The organism is Pseudomonas sp. TH06 (assembly GCF_016651305.1).
In the GTDB taxonomy this organism is placed as follows: domain Bacteria; phylum Pseudomonadota; class Gammaproteobacteria; order Pseudomonadales; family Pseudomonadaceae; genus Aquipseudomonas.
The window spans coordinates 4,478,230-4,500,297 of record NZ_JAEKEC010000001.1 but is presented as its reverse complement, the minus strand read 5'-3'; the positions used below and the strand labels follow the sequence as shown (position 1 = coordinate 4,500,297).

Genomic DNA, 22,068 nt, shown 5'->3' with positions numbered 1-22,068 from the left:
ACAAGCGATTTATCGAACCTGCTGCGACAAAAACAACAAGCTCAGGAGCAACACCATGACAACTGCAACCCTCGCCGCCCGCCGCTGGTGGTACATCATGCCGATCGTGTTCATCACCTACAGCCTGGCGTATCTCGATCGCGCCAATTACGGCTTCGCCGCCGCATCGGGCATGGCCGCCGACCTGATGATCACGCCGGGCCTGTCTTCATTGCTCGGTGCGCTGTTCTTCCTCGGCTACTTTTTCTTCCAGGTGCCGGGCGCGATCTACGCGCAAAAACACAGCGTGAAGAAGCTGATTTTCGTCAGCCTGATCCTCTGGGGCGGTCTGGCCACATTGACCGGTGTGGTCTCCAACGCCTATTGGCTGATCGTCATCCGCTTCATGCTCGGCGTGGTCGAAGCGGCGGTGATGCCGGCGATGCTGGTCTACCTGTGCCACTGGTTCACCCGTGCCGAACGCTCGCGGGCCAACACCTTTCTGATCCTCGGCAACCCGGTAACGATGCTGTGGATGTCGGTGGTCTCGGGGTATCTGGTGCAGCATTTCAGCTGGCGCTGGATGTTCATCATCGAAGGTCTGCCGGCGGTGCTCTGGGCGTTCATCTGGTGGAAACTGGCCGATGATCGTCCGGCCCAGGCCAAGTGGCTCAGCGAGCAGGAAAAGCACGATCTGGAAAGTGCCCTCGCCGCCGAACAGGTCGGCATCAAAGCGGTGAAGAACTACGCCGAGGCGTTCCGTTCGCCGAAGGTGATCATTCTGGCGTTGCAGTTTTTCTGCTGGAGCATCGGTGTTTACGGCTTCGTGCTGTGGCTGCCGTCGATTCTCAAGGCCGGCGCGCAGATGGACATGATCGAGGCCGGCTGGCTATCGGCGCTACCGTATCTGGCGGCGGTGATCGGCATGCTCCTGGTCTCGTGGGGCTCGGACAAACTGCAAAAACGCAAACGCTTTGTCTGGCCGCCACTGTTGATTGCCTCGATTGCCTTTTACGGCTCCTACGCGCTCGGCGCCGAGCATTTCTGGTGGTCGTACACGCTGCTGGTGATCGCCGGCGCCTGCATGTATGCGCCTTACGGGCCGTTCTTCGCCATTGTTCCGGAGATTCTCCCGGCCAACGTCGCCGGGGGTGCGATGGCGCTGATCAACAGCATGGGCGCGCTCGGCTCGTTCGGCGGTTCGTATCTGGTTGGCTACCTGAACAGCTCCACCGGATCCCCGGGTGCTTCGTACCTGCTGATGAGCGGCGCGCTGCTGCTGTCGGTGGTGCTGACCATTTTCCTCAAGCCCGGCGCCAGTGATCGCGTCGTGGCCAAAGCCGTTGCCACGCGTGCCGTGCCGGCTCATTCCTGAAGAGATTTTTGCCATGAAAAAACACGTCGTGCTGTACAAGAAACTCTCGCCCGCGCTGATGGCGCGGCTGCAAGAGCAGTTTGATGTAACGCTGATCGAAAGCCTTGACGCGCAAGGCCTGATGCAACTGCGCGATGCCCTGCCCCGCGCCCACGGGTTGCTCGGTGCCAGCCTGAAACTCGACGCCACGCTGCTCGATCTGGCGCCGCAGCTGCAGGCGATTGCCAGCGTTTCGGTGGGCGTCGACAACTACGACATCGATTACCTGACCCGGCGCCGGATCCTGCTGACCAACACCCCCGACGTGCTCACCGAAACTACCGCCGACACCGGTTTCGCCTTGATTCTGGCCACGGCGCGGCGTGTGGTGGAACTGGCCAACATGGTCCGCAGCGGTCAGTGGCAGCGCAACATCGGCCCGGCGCATTTCGGCACCGATGTGCATGGCAAGACGCTGGGAATTATCGGCATGGGCCGGATTGGCGAGGCATTGGCTCAGCGTGGGCATTTCGGTTTTGGCATGCCGGTGCTTTATCACAGCCAGTCGCGCAAACCGCCGGTCGAAGAACGCTTTGCTGCGCAGTACCGCAGCCTTGAGGAGTTGTTGCAGCAAGCCGATTTCATCTGCCTGACCTTGCCGCTGACCGCGCAGACTGAAGGATTGATCGGTGCTGAGCAGTTTGCGCTGATGCGCCCGGAGAGTATTTTCATCAACATCTCGCGGGGCAAAGTGGTGGACGAGGCGGCAATGATCGACGCGTTGCGCCAGCAACGGATTCGTGCGGCGGGGCTGGATGTGTTCGAGCGTGAGCCGTTGAATCATGACTCGCCGTTGTTGCAGCTCGATAATGTGGTGGCGACACCGCATATGGGCTCGGCGACCCATGAAACACGCGAGGCGATGGCGCGTTGTGCGGTGGAGAATCTGCTGGTGGCGCTGGCTGGGGAGAAGCCTTTGAATCTGGTGAACTCATCGGCCTGGCAGGACTGAGATCTTCAGTGCCTGTTACATCGCTATCGCGAGCAGGCTCACTCCTACAGGGGAGCGCATTTCAAATGTAGGAGTGAGCCTGCTCGCGATGAGGCCGGAACAGCCAACACACAAGTGTGTCAGGCACTGCGCGCCTGTAACAGCTGCGCCGCACACAACGCGATCCGCGCACAGGCATCCGCGAGCTTCACTCGATCCAGCACCAGCCCGAGGCGGATATGCCCCGCCGCACTCGGCCCGAACGCCTCTCCGGCCAGCACTGACACGCCATAACCTTCGAGCAGCCGCTCGGCAAACGCCTGCGCGCCCAATCCGGTCTGGCGCACATCGACCATGACGAACATCCCGCCATCCGGTCGAATCGGCTGTAACCCCGGGCACCCGCGCAAGCGCTCGCACACCAGATCCCGGCGCAGGCGATATTCCTCGCGCATCTGCGACACTTCCGGCAGGTCTGAGGCCAGCGCGACTTCCGCGGCTTTCTGGACGAAATCCGGCAGGCCGAACAGCATGCTCAGCGACAGATTGACCAGATGCTCGGCCAAGGATTTCGGGCCGATTGTCCAGCCGATGCGCCACCCGGTCATGGCGTGGGATTTCGACAGGCTGTTGATCGTCGCCGTGCGCTCGGCCATACCCGGCAGGCTCGCCGGGCTGATGTGCCGGCCTTCGTAAAGGAGTTCGCTGTAGACCTCGTCGCTGATCAGCCACAAGTCATGGTGAATGCACAGCGCCGCCAGTTCCTGCCAGATCAGCAGCGGCAGGCTCGCGCCACAAGGGTTGTTGGGACTGTTGAGCAACATGGCGCGGGTCTTCGACGTGATTCGCGCGGCGACATCGACGGGGTCGACGCGAAAGCCGTTTTCCGGACGCACCGGCACCGGCACCACGGTCGCACCGCAAGCGCCGAACACCCCTTCATAGGTGACGTACATCGGCTCGGCGACGATCACCTCGTCGCCCGGATCCAGCAAGCATTGCGCCACCGAATACACCGCGCACTGCGCGCCGGGCATGACAATCACATGATCGGCGTCGACCGCCTGACCACTGCGTTGCCGGTGACGACCGGCAATCAACTTGCGCAGCGCCAGCCGGCCACGGACTTCGGAATAATGCGTATCGCCCGCCAGCAGGCTGTCGATGGCACCGTGGACGATCGGCAGTGGTGTTTCAAAATCCGGATCGCCCACGCTCAGCAGCAATATATCGACACCCTCGGCGCGCAATTCCAGCGCTCGGTCGTGAATCTGCCAGGCCGCTGCTCCTTCCCCGGCGATTCGTTGGGTCAAGGCTGAATAGCGCATGTACGTCTCCTGATTGCGCAGTCTCCAGCCTTCACCCTATCTCAAATCACAAAACGCGCCACCATGGCGTTCAAATCCACCGCCAGACGCGACAGTTCGTGGGTCGCGGCGCTGGTCTGGTTGGCCCCGGCGGCCGATTGCGTGGCCAGGTCGCGGATGTTCACCAGGTTGCGGTCGACTTCACGCGAGACTTGCGCCTGCTCTTCCGAAGCACTGGCGATGACCAGGTTGCGTTCGTTGATCTGGTGGATCGACTGGGTGATCTGCTCAAGAGCAACGCCGGCAGCGCGGGCCATTTCCAGGGTGGACTGGGTGCGCTGATTGCTTTGCTGCATCGAGGAGACCGCTTCGCCGGTGCCGTTCTGGATGCCGGCGACCATTTTTTCGATTTCCTGAGTCGACTGCGCGGTGCGATGGGCCAGTGCGCGCACTTCGTCCGCCACCACGGCAAAACCGCGTCCGGCCTCACCGGCACGCGCCGCTTCGATGGCCGCGTTGAGCGCCAGCAGGTTGGTCTGTTCGGCGATGGCGCGGATCACGTCGAGCACTTTGCCGATGTCGCGACCTTGTGCGGCGAGGCCTTCGATCATCTGCGCGGTGTTCTGCACGTCGTGGGTCATGGTCTGGATCGCGTCGACGGTTTTCACCACTTGATCACGACCTTCACGGGCGGCGTGGGTCGACTGGTTCGAGGCTTCGGACGTCGACACGGCGTTGCGCGCAACTTCCTCGACCGCAGCGGTCATCTCGTTGACGGCGGTGGCGGCTTGTTCGATCTCGTTGTTCTGCTGTTGCAGACCACGGGATGCCTCCTCCGTCACCGCGCTGAGTTCTTCGGCGGCAGCGCCCAGTTGCGTGGCGGAACCGGCGATCTGTTCGATGGTTTTGCGCAGGTTGGTCTGCATCGCGGCGAGGGCGGCGAGCAGGCGTGCCGGTTCGTCCTTGCCGTCGACTTCGATAAGTTTGGTCAGGTTGCCATCGGCGATGGTTTGCGCCGCCTCAACGGCACGGTTCAGCGGGGTGACAATGCTGCGCGTCAACAACAGCGCCAGCAACACGGTGGCGAGCGCGGCAACCACCGCAACGATGACGATGCCGGTAATGGCGCTGTCGTAATGATCGCCCGCCTGAAGCGATGCAGTTTTCGCATCGGCAGCGTTGATGGCGATCAGTCTATTCAACTGCTCGCCCATCTGGTCGGTACCGTCCTTGATCCGCGTGTTCATCAGAGTGCGCATGTCTTCGAGTTTGTCCTGACGCGACAGGTCCATCATCTGGTTTTGCGCTTGCAAGTAGTTGTCCAGCGTCGATGCGAAGGTCTGGTAGAGCGCTCGTTCCTCACCACCGGCCGGCAGCGCAGCATAGCTGGCTTGAGCTGCGCGCAACTTGTCGAGCACCGCGCCTATGCGTCCCACAGTATCCTGCAAGTCGGAGGGTTCGCGATTGACCAGTGTGCGGTAGGACAAGATCCGCAGACGCAAAACGTTTTCCGTCACCGCGCTGAGTTGAGCCACGCTGGGAATCTGGTTCGATTCCATGTCGATGGAAGCCTGGCGGATGATCGACATGCGGTTGACGGCGAACACGCCGAGCACGATCACCAGCAGGGCAATAAAGGCAAAACCGAGGAAGGCACGGGGTGCGATATTCAGGTTACGCAAGGACATAGTGGGACTCTCGGAAAGTAGAAACAACGAGCGTCCATGCCGTGATCACTGACCCGTGAGACGGGCTTCGGTCCGGCGTCACTGTGCTAGAAGGTTTTGTGCACGCCTGATAGCTATATCGGCCAGGCTTTAGGAAGGTTGTGGGTCAAGAGTAAATATTTTTCAGGGTGTTACAAAAATGAAACACTTTGAAGCTTCTCCCGCTCCTGTGGCGAGGGGATTTATCCCCGATCGGCTGCGCAGCAGTCGCCAATCCTGTGTATGCGAAGTGCTTGGAGGATTGTAAGGGGCCGCTTCGCAGCCCAACGGGGATAAATCCCCTCACCACAGGATTCTCAGTGCTGTTCAGGACTGGTGTCTGGCCAGTTTCCAGACGCGGGCGATGTCGGTGGCGCGTTCGCGCAGTAACCGTGGCGCTTCGGCGCAGGCCTGCTCCAGTGTCATCGGGCCGCTGGTCACGGCGAATGCGGCATCGATACCGTGACCATAAAGTTCCTGGTATCCATCACCTAAAGTGCCGGCAATCACGATCACTGGCACCTGCGCCTGCTTGGCAATCCGCGCGACGCCGAACGGGGTTTTGCCGCGCAGTGTCTGGGCATCGAAGCGCCCTTCGCCAGTGATCACCAGATCTGCGCCATTGACCGCCTCGGCCAGGCCGACCAGTTCGGCGACCACTTCGACACCGGCCTGAAACTGCGCGCCAAGAAACGCCTTGGCCGCGAACCCCAGACCACCCGCCGCGCCGCTGCCCGGCTCATCACGCACGTTTTTGCCCAACGCTTGAGCGCACAGCTCGGCGAAATGGCCGAGGGCCTGATCAAGTTGTTGTACCTGCACGGGCGACGCACCTTTCTGCGGACCGAAAATCGCCGAAGCGCCGTGCGGCCCACACAGTGGATTGTTGACGTCGGCGGCGATGTCGAAACGCACCTGCGCCAGGCGCGGGTCCAGCTCGCTCAGGTCCAGTCGCGCCAATTGCGCCAACGCCAAACCACCCGGCACCAGCGATTGCCCTTGAGCGTCGAGCAATTTCACGCCGAGCGCCTGCATCGCACCGGCGCCGCCATCGTTGGTTGCGCTGCCGCCAATCGCCAGAATCACCCGTTGCGCACCGGCATCCAGCGCTGCGCGAATCAGTTCGCCGGTGCCGAACGTGCTGCTGATGCACGCATCGCGCTGCCCCAGCGGCACCAGTTGCAGTCCGCTGGCCTCGGCCATTTCGATGATTGCCGTGTGGTTGTGCGGCAACCAGCCCCACGCTGCGTCAACCGCTGCACCCAACGGGCCGCGCACGCGGGTACGGCGCAGTTCGCCTTCACACGCGGCAAGAATCGATTCGACGGTGCCTTCGCCGCCATCGGCCATTGGGCACTTGACCAGCGTGGCGTGCGGCCAGACTTGCGCCAGGCCCAGCGCAATGGCTTCGGCAACGCCTTGGGCACTCAGGCTGTCCTTGAACGAATCGGGGGCGATGACGATTTTCATGCGAATTCTCCTGTTCGAATGCCCCTCATGCTGCCAGTCGGCATGCGCATTGACGCCTGTCCGCTGCACAAATGGCGCGGGGGTTTATTGTTCATTTCTACAAAACCCCAATTAATGAACTCTGGAGAACTCTGTAGGAGCTGCCGCAGGCTGCGATCTTTTGATGTGATGTTTAAAAACAGGATCAAAAGATCGCAGCCTGCGGCAGCTCCTACATGGGAATGCGTTCCACCATTGAGAGCTGCGTCCTTGAAATATGGCGATTAATTCGGATCAGTCTGTGGCAACAACTGCACGCCAAGGTAGAGGGCCAACATGCCCTCCAGCCGTAAAGGATCCACTCCGCTGATCTCGGCAATCCGCTCCATCCGGTAACGCAGGCTGTTGCGGTGAATCCCCAGCGCATCGGCACATGCCTGACTCTGGCCATCGTGATCACACCAACTGCGCAGCGTCGCCAGCAACTGGCCGTTGCCATCCTTGGCGATCACCTTGCGCAACGGTTTGAGCAATTCGTCCAGCGCGTCATCGTTGCGATGACGCCACAACATCACCGGCAAGCGGTAGCGATTGAGGATCAGCAAGCGCGAGTGCGGCAACACCTCGCGACCATAAGCGAGCAAGTCCGCCACGCGTCGATAACATCGACGCAATCCGCCCAGGCCATCCGCCTGCCCGCCCACGGCGATGCGCAGAATGTTCCAGCCCAGGGCGTCGAGTTTTTCCAGCAAACGATCATGTTCGATGGTCAGACTCGCCGGCCGACACCACAGCAACGACGACTTCGCCGATGTCACGCACCAACTGTCCGGGAAGCGCGAGTTCAGCCAGGCACTCAGGGCCTCGACGGTTTGTCCCGGCCCGTGTTCAGTGCCCAACTCGAACAGATACGGCACTCGGGTCATTTGCGGTTTGAGACCGAGTTGCTGAGCTTCATCGAGCAAACGTGGCGAGTCCCCCGCTTCACTCAACAGCAACGCCAACAAATCATCGCAACGCTGGCGCCGCCATTGCTGCTCGGCCTGCTGATTGCGCTGGCCAACCAGCATCTCCGCCGTCATCCGCACCAGTTCAGCGTAAGTGCGCAACTGGTCCGGCTCGCCGGTGATGCCAAGCACGCCGATCAAACGTTGATCAAGCAACAGCGGCAGGTTGATCCCGGGCTGCACGCCTTTCAGATGCAGGGCGGTCGGCCCGTCGATCTCCACGACCCGACCGTTGGCCAGCACCAGTTGCGCGCCTTCGTGGCGGGTGTTGATGCGCTCCGGTTCGCCACTGCCGAGGATCAGCCCCTGGCTGTCCATGACATTGACGTTGTACGGCAAAATGGCCATGGCCCGGTCGACGATGTCCTGCGCGAGGTCGTGATCGAGTTCGAACATAACGGAGAAAATCCTTATAGACAGGCACGGACGGTTGTTCACCCGCACAGGGCTTGGCGCAAAACCCTGTGCTCAGGCACAAAGACAATCCGGCCAAAGGTGGCCGAGACTCTCAGGGCGATCAACGTTACCCTTTGCATCGCAAAAAATCATAATAAAGAGAGAGCCGCTATGTCGCAGAGCGCCGCAGCTACCCAGACCATCGAAGACGATAAAAACGCCGTTTATAAACGCATCACCCTGCGTTTAATCCCCTTCATCTTCATCTGCTACCTGTTCAACTACCTCGACCGGGTCAACGTTGGATTCGCCAAACTGCAGATGCTCGATGCACTGAAATTCAGCGAAACCGTATACGGCCTCGGGGCCGGTATTTTCTTCATCGGCTACGTGCTGTGCGGCGTACCGAGCAACCTGGCGTTGACCAAGTTCGGTCCACGGCGCTGGATTGCAGTGATGATGATCACTTGGGGCACGCTGTCGACCTGCCTGTTATTTGTCACCACACCGACCGGGTTCTACACCTTGCGCCTGTTTACCGGTGCGGCCGAAGCCGGGTTCTTCCCGGGCGTCGTGCTGTATCTCTCGCAGTGGTTCCCGACGTTCCGCCGTGGTCGGATCATGGCACTGTTCATGTCGGCGATCCCGGTGTCCGGTTTGCTCGGCAGTCCGTTTTCCGGCTGGATTCTCAATCACTTCGCTGCGGGCCAGGGCGGCCTCGCCGGCTGGCAATGGATGTTTCTGCTGCAAGGTATTCCTACCGTTATCTTGGGCGCGCTGGCGTATTTCCTGCTCAGCGACAGCTTCGCCAATGCCAAATGGCTGACCCCGCACGAGCGCGCGGTACTGGAAGCCGATCAGGCGGAAGACTTGGCGAACAAGCCGAAAACCACCTCCGACTCACTGCTTGCGGTGTTCAAGAACCCGGCGATCTGGGCCTTTGGCCTGATCTATTTCTGCATCCAGAGTGGCGTGTACGCGATCAATTTCTGGCTGCCGTCGATCATCAAGAACCTCGGTTTCAGCGATAACCTGGTGATCGGCTGGTTGAGCGCCATTCCGTATCTGTTGGCGGCGGTGTTCATGCTGGTCGTCGGGCGCTCGGCGGATCTGCGCAAAGAGCGCCGCTGGCATCTGGTGGTGCCGATGCTGATGGGCGCGATCGGCCTGATCATCGCGGTGAATTTCGCGGCGAATCCGGCGATTGCCATTCTCGGTCTGACCATCGCAACCATGGGCGCGCTGACCGGTCTGCCGATGTTCTGGCCGGTGCCGACCGCCATGTTGAGCGCAGGCGCTGCCGCCGGAGGCCTCGCGTTGATCAACTCGATGGGGCAAATGGCCGGGTTCCTCAGCCCGTACCTGGTGGGTTGGGTCAAGGACAGCACCGGTTCGACCGACGCAGCGTTGTACCTGCTGGCCGGGGTGATTGTCGGCGGGAGCTTGCTGGCGTTGCGCATGACGCGGACATTGCGGGCCTGATTCAGACAAGATCAAAAGATCGCAGCCTGCGGCAGTTCCTACACGTTGTGCGTTTATCCCGTGTAGGAGCTGCCGCAGGCTGCGATCTTTTGTTTTTAAGCCAACGCATCCAGTTCAAGCACCAGTCCACCCGGCATCTGCACGAAAATCTGCCAGATCCCCTCCCCCGGCACCTGCGCCAACTGGTAAGGCAATCCACTGTCACGCACCCGCTGCAACACGGTTTCTGCCGGCGTATCGGTGCGAAACGCGATGTGGCTCAGCGCGGTCTCTTCGAACGTCGGCTGCTCGATCACATGCACCAGCGCGTGCGCATCCTGATACAGCCAGCGCCCGGGAAACGGAAACGGCGGTCGGCGACCCGGAGTCAGTCCGAGCAACGCCGCGAAGGTTTCCTGCAACGTCTCGCCGTCAGCGCTGTTAAACGCCAGATGATCGAATGTCCAGGTCATGCGTATCTCCCGTGGTTATTCATTGATTGCAGTATCGACACTTGCCAATCACGGAAAAATCCCGCTAAAACGCAAAGATCTTTAAAGGATTTTTATCAATGAGCTCGATTCTCGATCTGGAGATCTTCGTCCGCGTGGCCGATTCCGGGAGCATTTCCGCCGCTGCCCGCACTCTGGAACTGACGCCGGCCGCTGCCAGCATTGCCTTGAAGCGCCTGGAAACCCGACTCGGCATCCGTCTGCTCGCCCGCTCCACCCGCAGCATGCGTTTGACCGAAGAAGGTCGGCGCTATCTGGAAAGCGTGCGTTTGGCCCTGGCAACGCTGGCCGAAGGTGAGCAAACGCTCAAGCAGCAGACCGAAGGCCTCAGCGGCGTGCTGCAACTGGCGGCGCCGTCGGATTTCGGGCGCAATGTGTTGCTGCCGTGGCTGGACGAATTCAAGCGCGAACACCCGAACATCCAGCTGCAATTGCTCCTCAACGACCGCCATTCGGATCTGTTTCGCGAGACCGTGGACGTGGCACTGCGTTTCGGTGTGCCGAGCGATTCAACGCTGGTGGCATTGCCGATTCTGCCGCAACACCGCCGCGTCGCCTGCGCCAGTGCGGACTATCTGGCACGGCGTGGCACGCCACTCCATCCCGCCGAATTGAGCGAACACAGTGCCCTGCTCTATTTGCGCAACGGTCGGCCCTACAACACCTGGCGGTTCACTCGCGCGGATGAGGTGCTGGAGATCGAAGTTCGCGGCGACTACCTCAGCGACGACGGCGAAGTTGCCCGCCGCTGGGCGCTGGCCGGGCATGGCATCGCCTACAAAGCCTGGCTCGACGTCGTCGAAGATGTCCGCAGCGGGCGTCTGGTGACGCTGTTTGATGATTGGCAAGGTGAAAGCGCGCCGTTCAACCTGTTTTGCCCGCATCGGGTGCAAGTGTCGGAGCGGGTCAAAGTGTTGCAGGCGTTTTTGCAGGAGCGCTGCCGGGTGTTTAGCCGATAATTCACTTTGCCGCGTCGGACGCTTCTGGTATTTGATTAATGTTTTCCCACAGGCAAAAGGATTTCGGCATGAGCTATCGCACACTGGGTCATTCGGGGTTGCAGGTGTCCACCCTCACCCTCGGCACGATGATGTTTGGCGAACAGACCAGCACCGAGGAATCGCTGCGTATCATCGACAAGGCCTGGGATCAGGGCATCAACTTCATCGACACCGCCGACGTTTATACCAATGGCCGTTCTGAAGAGATCGTCGGCGAAGCGATTGCCGGCAACCGACATGAATGGGTGCTGGCAACCAAGGTCGGTTTCGGCCCGATGGACGGTGTGCCGAACCGCAGCGGTTTGAGCCGAAAACACATCTTCAATGGCCTCGATGCCAGCCTGACCCGTCTGGGCACCGACTACCTCGACATCTATTACCTGCACCGCGAAGACCACAACACGCCGCTGGAAGTCACGGTGTCGGCGATTGGTGACCTGATCCGTCAGGGCAAGATTCGTTATTGGGGACTGTCGAACTATCGCGGCTGGCGGATTGCCGAGGTGATTCGTATCGCTGACCAACTGGGTGTCGATCGCCCGGTGATCAGCCAGCCGCTGTACAACATCGTCAACCGTCAGGCCGAGACCGAGCAGATCACCGCTGCGCAGACTTATGGTCTCGGCGTCGTCCCTTACAGCCCGCTGGCCCGTGGCGTGCTGAGTGGCAAGTACGCGCCGGACGTGACACCGGATTCCAACAGCCGCGCCGGGCGTCAGGACAAGCGCATTCTGGAAACCGAATGGCGGGTGGAATCGCTGCGCATCGCCCAGCAGATCCAGCAATACACCGAGGGACGGGGCGTTGGCATTGTCGAGTTTGCGATTGCCTGGGTGCTGAACAACAGCGCAGTGACTTCGGCGATTGTCGGGCCACGCACCGAGGCCCAGTGGGACGCGTACACCAAGGCGCAGGCAGTGAAGATCACGGCGGAGGACGAGGCGTTTATCGATTCGCTGGTCACGCCGGGGCATGCCTCGACACCGGGTTTCAACGATGTGAGCCATTTTGTGTCGGGCCGTAAACCCCATCAGGCCTGACCCGATTACTGTAGGAGCTGCCGCAGGCTGCGATCTTTTGATTTTATTTTTTTAGGATCAGGATCAGAAGATCGCAGCCTTCGGCAACTCCTACAGGGTGGAAGGAGTGTTGAAAATAATGGCCATCCGGCCATTATTCAGCACAAAAACCACGTATCCTTCGCGCCCCGTTTGATCACCCACCCGCGAGGACAGTTTGTCTAAAGGTATCGCTTTATCGGTCTCAGCCTCGGTGCTGTTTGCCGTCATGTATTACTACACCTCGTTGCTCACCCCGTTGAGCGGCGTGGAAATCTTTGGCTGGCGGATGCTGCTGACGGTGCCGTGCATGACCGTGTTCATGCTGGTATCCGGTGAATGGCGGCGGGTGCTGGAGCTGGTGCGCCTGATGGCGGCGAAGCCGAAATTGATCGCCGGGCTGATCGTCTCGGCAGCCTTGCTCGGCGTACAGTTATGGCTGTTCATGTGGGCGCCGCTCAACGGTTACAGCCTTGATGTGTCGCTGGGCTACTTCCTGTTGCCACTGGCCATGGTGCTGACCGGTCGGATTGCCTACGGCGAAAGCCTGTCGTACCTGCAAAAGATCGCCGTGTTCTTCGCAAGCCTGGGCGTGTTGAACGAGTTGTATCAGGTCGGTGGATTTTCCTGGGCAACCCTGGTGGTGGTGATCGGCTATCCACTGTATTTCGTGCTGCGCAAATACCTGAAGACTGACAATCTCGGCGGCCTGTGGGTCGACATGACCTTGATGTTGCCGGTGGCTTACTGGTTCGTGCACGGCGGTGATCAGGGTTTCGGCGTGTTCGATCAATACCCGGGGTTGTTGTGGCTGATTCCATTACTCGGCTTGATCAGCGCTTCGGCATTGGTGGTTTACATCATTGCCAGCCGCTTGCTGCCGTTCAGCCTGTTTGGTTTGTTGAGTTACGTTGAGCCGGTGTTGCTGCTCGGTGTGGCGTTGTTGCTCGGTGAGAGCATCAAGTCAGGAGAATGGCTGACCTACATTCCGATCTGGCTGGCAGTTGTGGTGTTGGTGTTTGAAGGGTTTAAACATTTGATGCGCCAGCGTAGGCCTTGAAAGCAAAAAGATCGTCCGATCTTTTGATTTGAAAAGCCTGGCCGAAGCCAGGCTTTTTTGTTTACTCGGCAGTCAGTACACCACGGCGTACCTGGTCACGCTCGATCGACTCGAACAGTGCCTTGAAGTTGCCCTCGCCGAAACCATCGTCGCCTTTACGCTGGATGAATTCGAAGAACACCGGGCCCATCAGGGTTTCCGAGAAGATCTGTAGCAGCAGACGTCTGTCGCCCTGCTCCGACGCACCATCGAGCAGGATGCCGCGCGATTGCAGTTGATCAACCGGCTCGCCATGGTTCGGCAGGCGGCCTTCGAGCATTTCATAGTAGGTGTCCGGCGGCGCGGTCATGAAGCGCATGCCGATCTTCTTCAGTTGATCCCAGGTCTTGATCAGGTCATCAGTGAGGAACGCAACGTGCTGGATGCCCTCGCCGTTGAACTGCATCAGGAACTCTTCGATCTGCCCGGCGCCCTTGGACGACTCTTCGTTCAGCGGGATGCGGATCATGCCGTCCGGTGCGGTCATGGCTTTCGAGGTCAGGCCGGTGTACTCGCCCTTGATGTCGAAATAACGGATCTCGCGGAAGTTGAACAGCTTCTCGTAGAAGTTCGCCCAGTAGGCCATGCGACCGCGATACACGTTGTGCGTCAGGTGGTCAATGATCTTCAGGCCGGCACCAACCGGGTTGCGATCAACGCCTTCGATAAACACGAAGTCGATGTCATAGATCGAGCTGCCTTCGCCGAAACGGTCGATCAGGTACAGCGGTGCACCGCCAATGCCTTTGATCGCCGGCAGATTCAGTTCCATCGGGCCGGTTTCGATGTGAATCGGCTGAGCGCCGAGTTCCAGTGCGCGGTTGTAAGCCTTCTGCGAATCCTTGACCCGGAACGCCATGCCGCACACCGACGGGCCGTGCTCGGCCGCGAAGTACGAAGCAACGCTGTTCGGTTCATTGTTGAGGATCAGGTTGATCGCGCCCTGACGGTACAGGTGTACGTTCTTGGAGCGGTGGGTCGCGACTTTGGTGAAGCCCATGATCTCGAAGATCGGCTCCAGGGTGCCAGGGACCGGCGAGGCGAGCTCGATGAATTCAAAGCCCATCAGGCCCATTGGGTTTTCGTATAAATCTGCCATGGTGGCGCCTCATCATTTCTTATCAATTAACCAGGGTTATTTGTCAGTAAATGCTGAGACCGGTGGGTGGCGCACAGGAGATGCCGCGCACACTGCGGGCGAGGAAGTCACCGTAGATCAGTTGAAACCCGAATATCTTCATTGTCGACCCAAGGCTCTTGCGGGCGAGGCTTCTGCTGCCAGAAGAGGATTATTATTGTATGCGTAACCCGATTCTACACAGCGTAAATAGGCTTGTCTGCTCTCTCTATAAAATCCGCTTTTCTGGCGAGGGTGCAAGGGGTTTGTTGCACAGGTAGATGCCCGTCAGGATCAACACCCCGCCCAGGCACATGGCCAGCGTCAGCTGCTCATCGAGTAACAGTGCGCCGAAGATCACGGCGGTCAATGGATTCAGGGCAATGAACACGCCTGAACGTGTTGCACCGATTTTGCGGATGCCTTCGTAGTAGCCGATGTAAGCCAGTGCCGAGCCGAAAACGCCGAGGTAGATCAGGCTCAACCACTGCGGCGTGCCGAGTTCGGTCAGCGCGGTCCAACTGAGTTCGCCACGCAGCGCCGCCAGCGTCCAGAGCATCAACGTGCCGATGAGGATCGAGTACGTCACGGTCTGCACCGGGCCCAGCGTCTGGTTGAGACTGCGGGAAAACAGCGAGTAAACGCCCCAGCCAAGTACGCACCCCAGAATCAACAGATCGCCGATCCACGCGTCGGGCGTTGTGGCCAGCAGTTGCGGATTGCGACTGACAATCACCAGACCGGCACCGAGGATGCAGATCACAATACCCGCGACTTTCACGCGCCCCAGGCGTTCTCTGAACAATGCCCAGGACGCGAGGCCGATCACCGCCGGGTTCAACGCGACAATCAACGAGGCTCGCGAAGCGTTGATGTACTGCAAGCCATAAAAGAAGCACAGGTTGTAGAAAAAGATGCCGCAGCAGCCCAGCAGTGTCAGTTGCAGCCATTGCCGTGGCGTTGGGCGCGCCAATGGAATCCGCATGAGTGTCAAAAACCCAGCAGTGCGGCACTGGCCAGCAAGAAACGCAGGCTGGCAGCAAAAACCGGGCTGAGGCCGCCGGCCAGAAATCGCCCGGCGACGAATGTCCCGCCCCAGATCATGGTCACGGTCGCCAGCGTCAGATAGATCGCCATGTCGGATGGGCTTGTACTGGTTTGCTTACGCATGACACTCCAAACGAAATCAATGAAGAATGGCGCTATCATTCATCTCATTTTCGATCATCGTAAAATGAGCAATTACTCATGACCCTCACGCAGTTGGAGATATTCTCGCTGGTCGCCGAGCTTCGTGGTTTTACCCTCGCGGCCCATCGCCTGGGGATTTCACAGTCGGCGGTGTCCCATGCGATGAAATCGCTGGAGCAGGAACTCGGCGTCGAACTGCTGCGCCGGCATCAGTCACAGGTAGAGCTCAGTGATATCGGTGAGCAATTATTGCTGCGCGCCCGGGCGATGCTCGGACTGGCCAATACCCTGCGCCAGGAGGCCGCCGATGCCCGAGGCATGAAAAGCGGTACGTTGCGTATCGGCTCATTCGGCCCGACCTCATCGATCAAGTTGTTGCCAGGAATTGTGCGGCGTTATCGCGAAGCCCATCCGGGCATCGAAGTTCACGTGGATGAAGGTCCGGATCGACAAGTCATGCAGTGGCTGGAAGAGCGCCGGATCGACGTCGGTTTTGTGGTGCTGCCCGAAGAGCGTTTCGATACCTTTGCGTTGATCGAAGATCAAATGGTTGCCCTCCTCCCCATCGCCCATCCCTTGGCCATGCGAACCGAGTTGAGCCTGAAAGAGCTTTGCGCCGATCCGTTCATCTTGACCGAGGCCGGGTCGTCAGAGCTAGTGTCACGGCTGTTCAACGCGGCACGCCTGCAACCGAATATTCGCTATCGCTGCTCGCAATTGCTCAGCACGCTCGACACGGTCAGCCGGGGCGACGCTATCACGGTGGTCGCCGAAGGTTCGCTACCGGACTCGCCACATCGCGGCTACGTAGCAATACCGCTGTCGCCAGGCGTTAGACGTCAGATCGGCCTTGCCGTCCTCGACCAACGTCAGGCCTCACCCGCAACACTGGCCTTTATCGACATGGCTACACGGATGAACCAGCGCTGAGCGGCGCAAGTGTTATCGGCCATCTATCATCCCATTGGCTGAACCGTTTTCCCCCGATGCGCCACTGCCCGGTCGGCATTCGAGAGTTCTCATTTTTTGCGACAGGATGCGCCCATGCCGCTAACCGTCAGACCCCGCCGCAAGCGCAGCGCCCGCATCGCCGTAACACTGTTAAGCGGCCTGCTTCCGGTGTTGCTGGGCAGCGTGATTCTTTACATGCAGGCCGAACGCACGCTCCAGCAGAGTTCGCAACTGACCGCCGAAGAAGCGTTGCGCCAGTTCGAATTGATGCTCGATAACACCGCTCAGGCCGCCAGGGAGTTGCTGCCGCTGGCCGGACAATCGTGTGAAGACGTCAAACTGGCTTTGCGCGAGCAAGTAACTCGCCGCCCTTTCGTGCGCTCGACCAATCTGGTGTGGGACGACAACCTCTATTGCAGCTCGTTGTTCGGCGACTATAAGGAAGCCGTTAACGCGGGTGACTACACCCAGGGCAAATTGTGGTTGATGAACGGCAATCCGGTAACGCCCAATACCGCGCTGCTGGTGTATCGACTCAGCGAAGGTCGCGGTGGTGCGCTGACGACACTGGATGGCTATCACCTGAGCAACATACTGCGCTTGATCGGCCGGCAAACGCTGCTGTTACTGCAAGTGGGCGACAACTGGCTGTCCGCCGATGGCAAAGTTCACCAAGGTGCCCTGCCCGCACTGCCAGTCGCGCAAAGCGTGCGCAATTCATCGCGCTATGCGTTCAGTGTGTCGGCCGGATTTCCCAAGGGCGAGACCTGGCGCTTTATGGCCGACGAATACCCGCCATTGTTTAGCCTGCTGATTTTTTTCGGTGTGATTTCTGGCGCTATCGGTCATGTCTTGCAGAAGCGTTCCACTTCGCCGAGCCATGAAATGCTCCGCGCGCTGGAGGCCGGCGAGTTCATTCCTTACTTCCAGCCGGTGGTTCACGGCGACACTAAACAATGGTCGGGCGCCGAGGTACTGATGCGCTGGAATCACCCCAAAGAGGGGCTGGTGCGCCCGGATCTGTTTATTCCGTTTGCCGAACATTCGGGATTGATCGTACCGATGACCCGCGCCTTGATGCGGCAGACCGCAGCGTTGCTCGGACCTCAATCATCGAGCTTCACCACACCCTTTCATATCGGCATCAACATCACCGCCAACCATTGCCAGGACCTGGAGTTGGTGAAGGACTGCCGTGAGTTTCTCGCTGCCTTCGCGCCCGGTAGTGTCAACCTGGTGCTGGAGTTGACCGAGCGCGAGCTGATAGAGCCAACCGACACCACGCGACAATTGTTTGAGCAACTGCACGCCTTGGGTGTGAAGATCGCCATCGACGACTTCGGCACCGGGCATTCAAGCCTGGGTTACTTGCGCAAATTCAATGTGGACTTCCTCAAGATCGATCAGAGTTTTGTCGCCATGATCGGCGTTGATGCGCTCTCACGGCATATTCTCGACACCATCATCGAACTCTCGGCCAAGCTTGATCTGGGCATTGTTGCCGAAGGTGTCGAAACTCAGGCGCAGGCCGATTATCTGACCGCGCATAACGTTAACTTTCTGCAGGGCTATCTCTACGGCAAACCCATGCCGGCAGCAGACTTCATTAGTGCATTAAGTCACCATTAACTAAAAAGGATAAAGCGCAGGCCGGCTGACGAGACGCACCAAATTGATACAAAAGACCACTGCTGTTACATGAGGACATCATCAGGATTTACTCCAGACGCATTAACAACTACAATTTTTCTTGCCTGCGCAAAGATTGGCAGGTGAGCCAATTATCACCGAGTCGCTACAAGGCTCTTGGCTTATAGCTTTGTTTGCGGTTGGTATCAGCCAAATACACTATTGGAGTAAAGATATTGTCCAGACTCGCTGAATTTCGTGCAGCTGAAAAGGCCCTTCAGGAACAGCTCAAGCAGCTGGAATCGCTGAAGAACGATGCCGGGCTCAAGAAAGAAATCGAATTCGAAGAAAAGCTCCAGGGGCTGATGAAACACTACGGCAAAGGCCTGAAAGACATCATCGCCATTCTCGATCCGAACCCGACAAAATCCGCTCTGCAAGCGTCTGCAGCGCCTAAAACCCGCCGCGCTCGCGTGGTCAAGGTCTATCAGAACCCGCATACCGGCGAACTGATCGAGACCAAGGGCGGCAACCACCGTGGCCTGAAGGCCTGGAAGGAACAATACGGTGCCGCTACCGTTGATTCCTGGTTGCGCGGTTAATCCCTTGCCAACATGAAGCCCTGCACGATGCAGGGCTTTTTTTATTGACAATATCTAACAAATGAAATGAATTTCATCGAGCAAGTTGCGATTTATCTGTAACGTCACTGAGCCAGAAGCCTAAACATTTTGCTGCATCGTGTTGCGACCGAAGGCCAACCTTAAACTTTGTGCTTAATCCCTTCGGGTATCTAACCGGGCCGCGAAGAGAACAGGCGTTTAAAGTTTCAAGCTGTTTCTAGCCGCCGTTATTTCGTCGGCGCTTGCCTTATAAACCTCGGCCTGACCGGCATAGGAAAGAACATAAGCCTTATCCGCCTCGACTGCCGCGACGAGCGTTTGCGATAACACGTGCCGGCCATTCTCGGTCACCGTGCAAGTCGTCTCTAGCGCGGGCAATGAACCGAGCGTCGCCGAATGCACCTTGTTGCAGACACTTTGATAGCCGCCCTGAAAAAAGTCCTTCTGGATTGATTTACGCATTTCCAGCAGCACGCCTTGCAAGTTGACCTGATGATCACTTTCGACCTGAGTCATGGTCAGCTCCATCACCATGACCTGATTGCCATCGGCATCGTTCTTGACCGCGCGCTGCCTGGAAACTTGCGCAGTAGCATCGGGCAATGCCTCGACTTCCCAACCGGCGGGCCAAGTGATGCTCGGCGCATCGGCCAGCACCGTAGCCGAGACAAGAGACAAACCAAAGAAAACTAACAGGGTTTTGCACAGTCGGATCATTGCCGGACACACTCGCGGATTGAGCCATAAAGTCTGAGCCCCGCCCGGGCGCAGGGCAAGCCCGCCCTTTCATTTGGCGATGCCGGCAGGCATGCGTATCATTGCGCCCATTCACTCGCCCATAGTTATTGGAGGGCCCATGAGCCTGCACGAACTGAACACTTTCCCCGGCGTCACCGCCACCCCAGACAGCGCAACCCGCAACTTCGTCTTCAACCACACCATGCTGCGCGTGAAAGACATCACCAAGTCTCTGGATTTCTATACCCGCGTACTGGGCTTCTCGCTGGTTGAAAAGCGCGATTTCCCGGAAGCCGAGTTCAGCCTGTACTTCCTCGCCCTGGTCGACAAGGCGCAGATCCCGGCCGACGCCGCTGCCCGCACCGAATGGATGAAATCGATTCCAGGCATTCTGGAGCTGACGCATAACCACGGCACCGAAAACGATGCTGATTTTGCCTATCACAATGGCAACACTGATCCGCGTGGTTTCGGCCACATCTGCATCTCGGTGCCGGATATCGTTGCCGCTTGCGCGCGCTTTGAAGAGTTGGGCTGCGACTTCCAGAAGCGCCTGACCGATGGCCGCATGAAGAGCCTGGCGTTCATCAAGGATCCGGATGGTTACTGGGTCGAAATCATCCAGCCAACCCCGCTGTAACTGACAGCACAATCCCTCTGTAGGAGCGAGCCTGCTCGCGAAGGCATCCGGTCAGCCAACATAATCGTTGAATGACACACCGCTATCGCGAGCAGGCTCGCTGCTACATTTGGATTTGTCTCAGGTATAAAAAAACCCGTGATCGCTCACGGGTTTTTTCATTTCTGGCCTGACGTTTACGCCGGCGCCGAAGTACGGATCAAGTGATCGAAAGCACTCAGCGAAGCCTTGGCGCCCTCGCCCACCGCAATCACGATCTGCTTGTACGGCACGGTGGTCACGTCGCCGGCAGCGAAGATCCCCGGGATCGACGTCTCGCCACGGTTATCGACAATGATCTCGCCACGCGGCGAGAGCTCGATGGTGCCTTTGAGCCAGTCGGTGTTCGGCAGCAAACCGATCTGCACAAAGATCCCTTCCAGCTCGACAGTACGCAACTCGTCAGTGTTGCGATCCTTGTAGCGCAGGCCGTTGACCTTCTCACCGTTGCCAGTGACCTCAGTGGTTTGCGCACTGGTGATCACCGTTACGTTCGGCAGACTGTGCAACTTGCGCTGCAACACGGCGTCGGCACGCAGTTGCACGTCGAACTCCAGCAGCGTTACGTGGGACACAATACCGGCCAGGTCGATGGCCGCTTCAACGCCGGAGTTACCGCCGCCGATCACCGCCACACGCTTGCCTTTGAACAATGGACCGTCGCAGTGCGGGCAGTACGCCACGCCTTTGTTGCGGTATTCCTGCTCGCCCGGCACGTTCATTTCACGCCAGCGCGCACCGGTCGCCAGAATCACGCTCCTGGCTTTGAGGGTCGCGCCACTGGCGAAGCGGACTTCGTGCAGCTCGCCGTTCTTGCCGGGGATCAGCTTGTCGGCGCGCTGCAGGTTCATGATGTCGACGTCGTACTGTTTGACGTGTTCCTCCAGCGCGGTGGCCAGTTTCGGGCCTTCGGTTTCCTGCACGGAAATGAAGTTCTCGATGGCCATGGTGTCCAGCACCTGACCGCCAAAGCGCTCCGCTGCAACGCCAGTGCGGATACCTTTACGTGCCGCATAGATCGCTGCCGAAGCACCGGCCGGGCCACCGCCCACGACCAGCACGTCAAACGCTTGCTTGGCGCTGATTTTCTCGGCCTGACGCTCGATGGCGCCAGTGTCGAGTTTGGCGAGAATCTCTTCCAGGCCCATGCGGCCCTGGCCGAAGTTTTCACCGTTGAGGTAGATGCTCGGCACGGCCATGATCTTGCGATCGTTGACTTCGTCCTGGAACAGCGCACCGTCGATGGCGACGTGGCGGATGTTCGGATTAAGCACGGCCATCAGGTTCAGCGCCTGGACCACGTCCGGACAGTTTTGGCAGGACAGCGAGAAGTAAGTCTCGAAGCTGAACTCGCCTTTGAGCGAGCGAATCTGCTCGATCACTTCAACACTGGCCTTCGACGGGTGACCACCGACTTGCAGCAGGGCCAGCACCAGCGAAGTGAACTCGTGGCCCATCGGGATGCCGGCGAAACGCAGGCTGATGTCAGCACCGGGACGGTTGATCGAGAACGATGGTTTGCGGGCATCGTCACCGCTGTCGATCAGGGTAATTTGGCTCGAAAGACTGGCAACGTCTTTCAGCAGTTCCAGCATTTCACGGGATTTCGCACCGTCGTCGAGGGAGGCAACGATCTCGATCGGCTGGGTGACCCGTTCCAGGTACGATTTCAACTGGGCTTTAAGATTGGCGTCCAACATACGGGCGATCTCCTGAATAAATTTGAGGCGAAAAAAAACGCCCGAGCGAATCTCGCCCGGGCGTTTTATTGGGCGGTGCAGCGTACTTAAGTAGGTGCGGCGTACCGCCCTGAGTTGCGT

The 22,068-nt window shown here is 59.0% G+C and carries 18 protein-coding genes and 1 pseudogene; 10 read left to right on the top strand and 9 right to left on the bottom strand.

Going from position 1 to position 22,068, the window contains the following annotated elements; genetic code table 11:
* Positions 1–55: 55 nt before the first annotated feature.
* A complete protein-coding gene (locus JFT86_RS20175; RefSeq protein ID WP_103305042.1) occupies positions 56–1,354 on the top strand; it encodes an MFS transporter in 1,299 nt (432 codons plus the stop codon).
* 13 nt (positions 1,355–1,367) lie between these two features.
* The gene (locus JFT86_RS20170) at positions 1,368–2,345 is read left to right on the top strand and encodes a D-glycerate dehydrogenase (protein WP_201238047.1); all 978 of its coding nucleotides are present in this window, start codon (positions 1,368–1,370) and stop codon (positions 2,343–2,345) included.
* A gap of 119 nt (positions 2,346–2,464) precedes the next feature.
* On the opposite strand, the gene JFT86_RS20165 is transcribed toward JFT86_RS20170, so the two are convergent.
* The 4 genes from JFT86_RS20165 to JFT86_RS20150 form a co-directional block, all read right to left on the bottom strand.
* Entirely contained in the window at positions 2,465–3,652 is a 1,188-nt protein-coding gene (locus JFT86_RS20165) for an aminotransferase class I/II-fold pyridoxal phosphate-dependent enzyme (protein ID WP_201238046.1), read from the bottom strand.
* A 41-nt stretch (positions 3,653–3,693) separates the two neighbouring features.
* Positions 3,694–5,319: a methyl-accepting chemotaxis protein gene (locus tag JFT86_RS20160; RefSeq protein WP_201238045.1), complete on the bottom strand. Its 1,626-nt coding sequence runs from the start codon at positions 5,317–5,319 to the stop codon at positions 3,694–3,696.
* 345 nt (positions 5,320–5,664) lie between these two features.
* Positions 5,665–6,807, bottom strand: coding sequence for a glycerate kinase (locus tag JFT86_RS20155; RefSeq protein ID WP_201238044.1), 1,143 nt, complete (start codon positions 6,805–6,807; stop codon positions 5,665–5,667).
* Between the two features lie 263 nt (positions 6,808–7,070).
* Positions 7,071–8,189: a sugar diacid recognition domain-containing protein gene (locus JFT86_RS20150; protein ID WP_201238043.1), complete on the bottom strand. Its 1,119-nt coding sequence runs from the start codon at positions 8,187–8,189 to the stop codon at positions 7,071–7,073.
* A gap of 171 nt (positions 8,190–8,360) precedes the next feature.
* Here JFT86_RS20150 and JFT86_RS20145 point away from each other — a divergent pair, with 171 nt between their 5' ends.
* Positions 8,361–9,671 (top strand): MFS transporter, encoded by a 1,311-nt coding sequence (locus JFT86_RS20145; protein ID WP_201238042.1) that lies wholly within the window; start codon positions 8,361–8,363, stop codon positions 9,669–9,671.
* Positions 9,672–9,766: 95 nt separating this feature from the next.
* Here JFT86_RS20145 and JFT86_RS20140 read toward each other — a convergent pair whose 3' ends face one another.
* Positions 9,767–10,123: a hypothetical protein gene (locus tag JFT86_RS20140; RefSeq protein ID WP_201233264.1), complete on the bottom strand. Its 357-nt coding sequence runs from the start codon at positions 10,121–10,123 to the stop codon at positions 9,767–9,769.
* Between the two features lie 98 nt (positions 10,124–10,221).
* Between JFT86_RS20140 and JFT86_RS20135 the strand changes: the two genes are divergently transcribed.
* From JFT86_RS20135 to rarD, 3 genes are all read left to right on the top strand, one after another.
* Positions 10,222–11,121, top strand: a complete 900-nt coding sequence (locus JFT86_RS20135) for a LysR family transcriptional regulator (RefSeq protein ID WP_201233262.1) — start codon at positions 10,222–10,224, stop codon at positions 11,119–11,121.
* A gap of 68 nt (positions 11,122–11,189) precedes the next feature.
* The gene (locus JFT86_RS20130) at positions 11,190–12,203 is read left to right on the top strand and encodes an aldo/keto reductase (RefSeq protein WP_201238041.1); all 1,014 of its coding nucleotides are present in this window, start codon (positions 11,190–11,192) and stop codon (positions 12,201–12,203) included.
* A gap of 196 nt (positions 12,204–12,399) precedes the next feature.
* Complete coding sequence (gene rarD / locus JFT86_RS20125; RefSeq protein WP_201238040.1) at positions 12,400–13,281, top strand: EamA family transporter RarD; 882 nt, start codon at positions 12,400–12,402, stop codon at positions 13,279–13,281.
* 61 nt (positions 13,282–13,342) lie between these two features.
* On the opposite strand, the gene hppD is transcribed toward rarD, so the two are convergent.
* Together hppD and JFT86_RS20115 are read right to left on the bottom strand one after the other, a co-directional pair.
* The gene (gene hppD, locus JFT86_RS20120) at positions 13,343–14,419 is read right to left on the bottom strand and encodes a 4-hydroxyphenylpyruvate dioxygenase (protein WP_201238039.1); all 1,077 of its coding nucleotides are present in this window, start codon (positions 14,417–14,419) and stop codon (positions 13,343–13,345) included.
* Between the two features lie 247 nt (positions 14,420–14,666).
* Positions 14,667–15,607, bottom strand: a pseudogene (locus JFT86_RS20115) (DMT family transporter).
* Between the two features lie 78 nt (positions 15,608–15,685).
* Between JFT86_RS20115 and JFT86_RS20110 the strand changes: the two are divergent.
* The 3 genes from JFT86_RS20110 (at position 15,686) to JFT86_RS20100 (ending at position 18,810) form a co-directional block, all read left to right on the top strand.
* Positions 15,686–16,558, top strand: coding sequence for a LysR family transcriptional regulator (locus JFT86_RS20110; protein ID WP_201238038.1), 873 nt, complete (start codon positions 15,686–15,688; stop codon positions 16,556–16,558).
* A gap of 114 nt (positions 16,559–16,672) precedes the next feature.
* On the top strand, positions 16,673–18,208 hold the full coding sequence (locus tag JFT86_RS20105; RefSeq protein ID WP_201238037.1) for a cyclic diguanylate phosphodiesterase: 1,536 nt from the start codon (positions 16,673–16,675) through the stop codon (positions 18,206–18,208).
* A gap of 236 nt (positions 18,209–18,444) precedes the next feature.
* Entirely contained in the window at positions 18,445–18,810 is a 366-nt protein-coding gene (locus tag JFT86_RS20100) for a histone-like nucleoid-structuring protein, MvaT/MvaU family (RefSeq protein ID WP_201238036.1), read from the top strand.
* A gap of 219 nt (positions 18,811–19,029) precedes the next feature.
* Here the strand turns inward: JFT86_RS20100 and JFT86_RS20095 are convergent, their stop codons facing one another.
* A complete protein-coding gene (locus tag JFT86_RS20095) occupies positions 19,030–19,548 on the bottom strand; it encodes a DUF4946 domain-containing protein (RefSeq protein ID WP_201238035.1) in 519 nt (172 codons plus the stop codon).
* A gap of 139 nt (positions 19,549–19,687) precedes the next feature.
* Here JFT86_RS20095 and gloA point away from each other — a divergent pair, with 139 nt between their 5' ends.
* A complete protein-coding gene (gene gloA, locus JFT86_RS20090) occupies positions 19,688–20,209 on the top strand; it encodes a lactoylglutathione lyase (RefSeq protein ID WP_103307162.1) in 522 nt (173 codons plus the stop codon).
* Between the two features lie 176 nt (positions 20,210–20,385).
* Here gloA and ahpF read toward each other — a convergent pair whose 3' ends face one another.
* Positions 20,386–21,948 (bottom strand): alkyl hydroperoxide reductase subunit F, encoded by a 1,563-nt coding sequence (ahpF, locus tag JFT86_RS20085; RefSeq protein WP_201238034.1) that lies wholly within the window; start codon positions 21,946–21,948, stop codon positions 20,386–20,388.
* Between the last annotated feature and the right edge of the window lie 120 nt (positions 21,949–22,068).